4 protein-coding genes are annotated in these 8,835 nt (G+C 26.1%); all 4 read right to left on the bottom strand.

The annotated features are described in order from the left end of the window. The coding region (locus ACWYO2_RS03340; RefSeq protein ID WP_455515082.1) for a hypothetical protein at nt 1-747 on the bottom strand (747 nt) is incomplete at its 3' end. 82 nt (nt 748-829) lie between these two features. Next, the gene (locus ACWYO2_RS03335) at nt 830-2,140 is read right to left on the bottom strand and encodes a hypothetical protein (protein ID WP_455515081.1); all 1,311 of its coding nucleotides are present in this window, start codon (nt 2,138-2,140) and stop codon (nt 830-832) included. A 17-nt stretch (nt 2,141-2,157) separates the two neighbouring features. Then, complete coding sequence (locus ACWYO2_RS03330; protein ID WP_455515080.1) at nt 2,158-7,893, bottom strand: autotransporter domain-containing protein; 5,736 nt, start codon at nt 7,891-7,893, stop codon at nt 2,158-2,160. Nucleotides 7,894-7,905: 12 nt separating this feature from the next. Beyond that, nucleotides 7,906-8,835: hypothetical protein (locus ACWYO2_RS03325; RefSeq protein ID WP_455515079.1), on the bottom strand; the 930-nt coding region annotated here is incomplete at its 5' end.

Raw genomic sequence — 8,835 nt, 5'->3', positions numbered from 1 at the left:
GAAATCTCCCTTAAAAGTCAGACTGCATGAATTAGGGCATCCTGACATTCTCAGCTGTGGTAATTCTTTTTTTAATGTTGCATCATTGGTGTCAAATTTCTTTAATATCTTATCAAATGCACTTTTACTGGATGTTATTGCCAATCTGCATCTTGGAACACCTGTACACGTAATTGTATCTTCAAAAGCGCTTCTTATAAGTCTTTCTTCAAAATTTTTCAAAATATGTAAAGTTTCTTCACCATTTAAATTGAAAACTATAATTTCCTGATTATTTGTAAGTTTTATTTTTATTTCATGATTTAAGCTTTCTAAATATTCAAGAATTCCTTCCAGTTGTTTTCTTCTTATAACTCCACCTGCAAATTTCAGTTTTACAGCATAAATTCCTTTTTGTCTATAGCTTTCCCTGACATTTATAAGAAGCTCCTCATCTATTCCTTCAGAGACAAAGTCCACTTCCTTGCTCCACTCAAATAATTTTTCCTGTGTTTTTACATCTTTATAGAGTTCCTTTATATCAATTACAGAATCTACTTCCTTTTTTGCTTTCTCAAAATATTCCTTAAATATTTCTTCAAATGCTTCAATTCCTATCTTTCTGTTCATTGTTCTGACTCTTGCCCTTGGATTTGTCATTTCCATATTATCCTTGAACATCATTACCATTGCCCTCATATAATAGAGCATTTCTTCAGCTTTTATATCTTTTGAATATTTATAAGGATTCTTATTTGACAGGTTCATCCCAAAATCAAAATATATTTCAAAATATATTTGTAAAATATAAAAGGGAAAAGAATTAAACTTTTCCCTTAAAAAATATTAATTAAAATTCATATCCTAGATTTAACCCTATAAGTCCAGAATTATACGCAGTTGTTAATCCACCTTTGAATCCTTTATATTTAACACCTAATCCAAATTCTACTTTAGGTTTTATTAAAATAAATGGTGTATCCACAGGTACTTTATATTCCTTACCATTTATTGTAGCTTTTTCATTTTCTAATTCTTTAGCAACAGTATAAAGTTCATTAGGAGATATCTTTACTCCTAATTTAGTATTTACATACCCCTCTAAATCGTTATAAATTTTAAAATTAGCTTCTGTTAAAACATAAACCGAAGTACCAAAATTAATTTTTGAATTTAATTTATTAAAAATATCACTAGAATTTTTATTATTTAAAGTTTTTTCTTCATTTTTTTTATGAAGTTTATCATTTTCTTCTTTTCTAGCTTTTACTTCATTAAATATAGTTTTTTCCTTTTCAAAGTTTTGTACTATTGTATCAGCTTTTTCATTAACTTCTTCAATTTTTTTCATATATTCTTCTAATTCTTTTTCCTTTTGTTTTTTTACAGTAGGTAATAATTTTAATTCTTCTAAATTAGAAAAACTCGTTTGTCTATCTTCTACAACTTTAGTATAAACCTTATTTAAAATAAGATATTTAGCTTGTTTTGCTTTTAATTCTGTTACTAAGGCATCTATATCATCTTGATTTGTTAAACTTTCAGCACTTTTTTGTTTTGCAATCATTTCATCTTCTATTGCTTTCAGTTCTAAACGTAACTTTTTAGCTTGTGCATCTCTTTTGTCATAAATTTTTTGATATTCTTCTTTATCTTTTTCACTTTTATCCATCATTTTTTGATATCCTTCAATTTCCTTATTTAGTGTATCAACTTTCTGCTCACTATTTGCAAGAATATCATTTAATTCATCATATTTTATTTTTGCAATATCATAAGTAAACTTTTTATTTTCATATTCTTCATTCAATAAAAATGTTTCTCTTTCTAATTGTTTATCACTAGAAGATTTTTCTTTAGGCTCTACTTTAATAGTATCTTTAGTGATTTTAGCTTCAATAAAAGTGTCCACTCCTAAACCAAATGATAAATTTAAATTTTGAATTTTAACTGGATAAGTAACATCAACATTAGCTTTACTAACTAAAATATTTGAGTTATATTCACCTTTTACTATTTCATCCAAGCCGAATTTTTTAAATTCGGCTTGAGATATATTTAATTTATCATACGCAGAAGATAAGCCAACAGATATATTAACTGGTAATTTTGCATTTGCGATACTTGCAAGTACAAAAGTTGCTATTATCATCTTTTTCATATTTTATTTTCTCCTTACTAGAATTGGAATCTTATTCCTGTACTTAATCCATGAGTTTTTAAATTTTTACCTGAATAAGATAATTTAAATTCTATATTATCTTTTAATGTATATCTAGCGTCTATTCCATAATTAAATACATTATCTTCAAGAGTTATACCCTTAACTTCATCTCTAAATTTGTAATTTGCTAACTCTGCTTTAGTTTTAAGAATTGGATCTGTTAAATATTTAGTGTATGAAGCAAATCCTCCAATGTTCCAATTATTTTTTAATGTAAATCTAACTCTTGAACCTATAGTCATATTAGCTTTGAAGTTAACTTCTGTTTGATCAGATTTATATCCAAATTCAGTATTTTCTACCTCTTTGTAATTTGCATCTCTATATGAAGGAGCAGATTCATTAAATTGTCCTCTTAAGTAAGTAATCATATCTAATCCTACAAATGGCTCTAAAGTTACATTTTTAGGTAATTCAAATTTATATCCACCTTCTAGATTTAAATTAGTCATTACATCAGTTGATTGCATATTTCTTACTTCTCTATCAAGAACTTTTCTTGATGTATCTTTAGATATTATATCTAAACTTAATATTGAAGTTAAATATCCATTATTTAGTTCAAATTTATTATATGTATTTAAACCTAAAATATTAGCATAAACATTTCCACTTAATGTTTTTACTTTTCTTCTATCAAGTTCTTTTTGTTTTTCTTCTGCTGTTAATTTAGGATTTATAGGTTCTCTAACATCTAATAATGGTAATACATAATCAAATAATGCTGAATTACTGTAATTTAAAGAAATTCCTGTTGTATTATTTTTTGATCTATAATATGTTCCTAAATTAAATCCATTAGTTAGAACATTTTTGTCACCTTTATTTTTATCAAAGGCAAATCTATTTGATGTTATTGTATCAAAATATATTGCTGATTTACCAATTTTTATATCAGTGGCAAGTCTTTCTTTAATTAAGTTTGATTTTAAATTAGCTACATCATACCCAACTAATTGAGAATTTGCTAATATTTCTCCACTTAATGTTTTATCATTTCCTTCCATCCAATCTAACGACTCTATTGCAGCCGATAATATTTTAGAACGTACATCATCTGAATTTAATAATTCTTCTTTTAATGCTGCTCTTATTCTTGAAGCTTGTGGAGCTGGATTACTTTCTGAATCTTTTCTTATTAATTTACCAATTAACTTAACATTCTCTTTATCATCTTTAAGCTCTTCTTTCTCAATAGTCATCTTAATAAATGGTGTTAATTGGATATCACCTAATTGAACTTTATCTAAATATTTTTTATTCAATTTATTAACTGTTAAGAAAGTTACTTCATCTGGATTTTTAGGTAATGTAATCTTTTTAACTAATTTACCTTTATTGTCTGGATCTGGTACTTCTTCTGCATATTGATTAAGATCAAATATATTCATTCCTTTTTTTCTAAATACATCAAAATTAAACGCATCTACAGAACTTAAATCTAACTCATCAATTTGGAAATGAGCTTGAGCTGATATATATGTTTTACCTTTATTTACTGGCTTATATTTATTTTTCAATATATCATATTTAGAATATGAATATACTTCTCCTTCATTTGTTATACTTCCTGTCAACTCTGGAACATATTCATAATCAATTTGTATTTCTTTATCTTTTCTCTTTTGATTATACACAACATCAAGTTTTAATTTTCCTTTTTCTTTAACCTCAAAGTCTGAAGTATTTCTAGCTCCTAATACTAAAGTTCCTTCTTCAACTATACTTTTAGCTTTATATGTATTCTCTCCTGATAACATTAATGTTCCTTGACCTTTTTTAGTAATTCCTGCATCTTCAAATAATTCTTTTTCTTCATCATCTAAAGCATTATAAAGAGCTTTTATCTTAGGTTCTACAACATTATACATATAATCTAAAGTTTTATTTCTAGATTCTAAAACATCTTTTAATTTCTTAGATTTATCATCTTTACCAAATTCTTTACTTAAAACAAATTCTTTACTATATTTACTTAATTCATCATAAATAATTCCATCATTTGCATCTAATAATTTTCTACTTTCAAAATATTGACCAATCTCAAACTTACCTTTAATATTATTTTTAAATTCATAGAATCCATAAGGAACATCTGCCACAAAGTTTTCTTCACCTAATTCTCTAGTTAATGCTTTTACAAATCTTCCTGGACCATTGTATGCTCTATATTTATTAGCCATACCCCAACCAAGATTTTCATCAGGACCTAATTGTCCAGTTAAATCAAATGTATAACCTTTATTTAAATCAATATCAGGTTCGTTTCCTATTATGTTATAGTCATCATCTGCTGTTGTTAAAATTACTTGCTTAACTTGTTGAGCTTTCATCCAAGGGAATCTTGTTCCTACTTCACCAGCTATTGCTGTTACTCTAGGAGCTGCAAAAGAAGAACCTATTGCTGAAGCAAAATTAATTCCATGTTTTTCAGCAAATTCAATAGAATCTCTATCATTTTCAGACATCTTTTCTCTTTCTTCTTTAGTTAAGCTTTTAGCATAAACATAATGTCCTTCTGATGCTACTACTGAAAGCTTAGATTTTCCTGCTCTTGTGAATGAAGCTTTAAGTGGTCTTCCATCTATATCTGTTTCTATTTTTAATAAATTATCTATAGATTGAATTTGAGCTAATAACTCATCTCTATATTCTTTAGCATATTTGTCAGGAGTTTCATCAACTTTTTTAAGTTCTGCATATAGACTATCATATTTATTTTTTAATCCAGCAACATAAACTACCGGACTATTTATATCTCTATTACCAGGAACAGTTACAAGTTTCCATTTATCTTCATAGAATTTATCACTTGGTTTAAATGATAATTTACCTGACATAAGACCTACAACACCCAATATATTTTTTCTATATCCTGTATTGTATTTATAAGTTTCACCTTTTTTGTCAGCTTCTTCTTTAGCTAATAAATTTAAGTATGTTGTAACACTTCCAAACGAATTATTATATACATGATCTAAATCTTCATAAACTATTTTTTTACCATCTTTATTAAATCCAGTTAAATTTACTTCTGTGTTACTTAAATTATTTTTAGTATTTCCTTGAGCTACAACTAAAAGTACATCTTTATTAGCAACTGAAAGCTCTGGAGCAGATAGTAAATTATGTCTTATTGTTAATAATTTAAGATCTAATAATTTTTGATAATCAACTTTTGTTATTTTATCACGTGACTTAAAGTATTTTAAAACACTTGGTATATTACCTACACCAGGTAATACTGATTTATATGAACCTAAATCTACATTTTCTAAACTTTGAAGCCAAGTTTGTACTGCTACTCTAAAGTTAACATCATTATTATACGCATCAGCAGCACGTTGTTTTTGTTCATCAGTCATATTTTTTATATCTATATAATCTTCTACTCTTAAGGCATTACCATACGACATATTAACTGCTTTAATATTTTTATTTTCTTCTAACATTAAAGGAAGATTTTTACCTGTTATACTTCTATCTAAATTTCCTGTTAAAGGATCTTCAATAGCTACTAATGAGAAATGTAAATCTGAATAATCTAACATTTGTTTTTCAGTAGTTATATATGCTTCTTCAAACATATCATAAAGTTCTTGATAAAGTGCTTTTAATTCTTTTTCTCTTTCAGACTTATCAGTTATTTTTAATATATTTTCAAATCTATCCTTACTTGCATTATATTTATTATATAAAGCTTGAACTCTATTATTAAATATTCTATATTCTTGACGGAATTTAGTTGAATTAAATATTCTTATACCTGTTTTTATTTCATTAAATAAGATTCTTTCCTTTTCTTCATCAGTCAATGGTTTATTTGCATCATCTTTAGGATTATCTTGTTTTCCTTCTTCTGTTTCATTATCATTAAGCTTATATTCATCTTTTTCTTTTTCTTTTTTAGCTTTTTCAATTTCTTCATCATCTATTTTTTTAGGAATTTCTGGTGTTTTATCATCTGCCAGATTGCTTGAAGTTGTAGTATTTTTAGGATTAGGTCTACGTCTTCTTCTTCCACTTCCTCCAGTATTACCTTCACCAGGATTTGATGGTGTTGTGTTGTCTACAGGAGGTTTATCACCTTCAACTGGTGGTTTGTTATTATCAGCAGGTGGGTTTTGATTATTTCCAGAAGAATTTCCAAGTTGCTTTTCTAGTTCTTCTATTTTTTTTCTATCTTCATCATTTGCTTCATCTACTTTTGTTATATTCTTACTTTCATCAATATCATATTCTGCCAATAATTTCTTATACTCTGCATCTTGTTCTTTGCTAAGTTGTTCTTCTGATTTTTTTCTAGTAAATAATTGTTTATCATTAAAGTTTCTAGATAATCCCATATTTAATAGTCTTTTTAATCTAATACCTTGAACATATTTTTCTAAAAAATGAGATTGTCCTATAACTGATTCATCAATAGCCGCTCCCATAACAAATGAACCATGTGGTCTAAACATTCCATTTGGATCATCTAGATCATCTTCAGATGCATTTAATGATTTATTTGTATATCTATAGCTTCTTGCTTCAACTTCAGGTGTTAAATCATAAAATGAAGAATCTGCAACACCTATAGTTGTTCCAGGAAATGCTATGAAAGCTTTTTCCTTTTTCTCAAATATAACTTTACCATCTTTAATTATTTTTCTAGATATATTATGAATTCCAATTTCATTTTTATTTGCATCTAATACTTCTGTTACAAACTCTAATTTAGTATTTTTATCAATAGATTTTTCATATCTCTTTAATTTTTCTACAATATCAGGATTAAATCCACCTTCTACTGTATTCCCATCTTTACTAAATTTTAAAGTAAATCTATCTAAATCAGAAAATATTTTTTCATAATTTTCTTTGAAATCAGATAATTTTATCCCAAAGTCTACATCTTTAACACTATATGTAGTTACTCCATTAACTGAAGTTTTAACATCAACAATTTTTGAACCTTCTAAATCATCTAAATCTTCATACTTAGATTTATCAAATGTTTCATTCCAATCTTTAGCGATATCTTCATATCCCCCGTTATATGTAACTACTGAATAACTAACACGTCCATTATCTGCACCTTTTTTAAGTTCTTGATATCTTATTCCATCTTTAACTTCAGGAATTTCTTTTACTTCAATCGGTTTATTTAACATAACTTTTTTAGTATTTCCATTTTTATCAACTAAATTTAAATAAACTGTATTTTGATTTAAAAATGTTATTTTTTTCTTACCTTCAGCAATTTCTTCAACTTTAACATTTTCAGTACTTTTATTATATTTTTCATATCTAGAATCATTTTTAGAAACTTCTATAACAGGATTATCTGCATAAGCAGATTCTATTTTTATTTCAGGTGTAATATATCCTAAACCGCTTAATTTTTCTCCTTTATAAAGGTAGTCTACTCCTGTAAAATTAAAATTATCGGCATTTACTTTCTCTACAAAGTTTTGATTACCTTTTTTATTATTTTCCTTTTCAAATTTTTCAAATCTATCTTTTTGAGTATCAAACGTATGAACAAACGTTACTTTAGCTTTAGAATCCTTTTTATTTTCTTTATTTATATTTGCATTACTACTATTTAATGAATTATTGTTATCCGAATTCTGTCCAACAGAACTACATGAAACAACTGCCATTAAAGTAATAGCTAAGCTTGCTGCTTTTCTATTTAAATTCACTTTTACCTCCTATTACCATTTATACTCTAAGTTAAAGCTAAATCCTGGAATAAACTTTTTAAATCCAAAATCTTTATCTGCCCAACCGTAAGTTCCATGATCTGCTCTTGCTTTAAAGCTATTAATTTTATTAACTATTTCTCTCTCAAATACAACTTTAGTATTTAATCCTCCTATTAATGTCAATTTATTAGTTGGTTTATATTCAACCTTAATATTAGGATTAATAGTTATATTTCCTCCAACATTCCAATTAACTTTTCTATAATCACTTGCAACTAAATTAACTTTATTTATAGGTCTATCTTGTTCTCTATTTTTATAGTTATGTAATCTTTGATCTCTCAGTGCTAAAAATTCAAGTTTAGCATTTACATCAAGCCCTCCAAATAGTTTTAAGTTTTCACTTAATTTATTTTCATAATTTAATGTATTATCAAATTTTATTACATTTAAACTTTCTAATGGTATTGCTCTTCCTTCTAAATAAACTACTTTTTTAGCAGGATGATTATCTACTTGTTTGTCATTAGATTTCTTTGTATCTCCCTTAACAAAATAATTAAATTGTGTTTTACTTTCTAATCCTAATTTAGAAATTAAGTTTAATTTGTCGTTTTTATTTTCAAATACTTTATAGTTTACTGTCGTCTCAATACCTAATTCTTCAGTAAATTTATTTAAATCTAATACTTGCTTATCTGAAATTAAATCTAATTTATTATTAATATTAGTATTTAAATCTAAACTTTCATTAAATTTATGTACTAAATTTAAATTAGCATATAGTTTAGTATTTATTGGCTGTATTGCACCATGCATTATTGGTAAATCTACATTAGCTTCAAAACTACCATTTATATTAGTATTTTCATTAAATTTATATTTACCTTCTAATAAATTTTGAACTTTATATGTGTGTTTAATATCATCCATTAAAGT

Source organism: Pseudostreptobacillus sp. (assembly GCF_977040545.1).
Note: the sequence above shows the minus strand (reverse complement) of the source record. Positions and strands in the feature narration are given on the sequence as shown.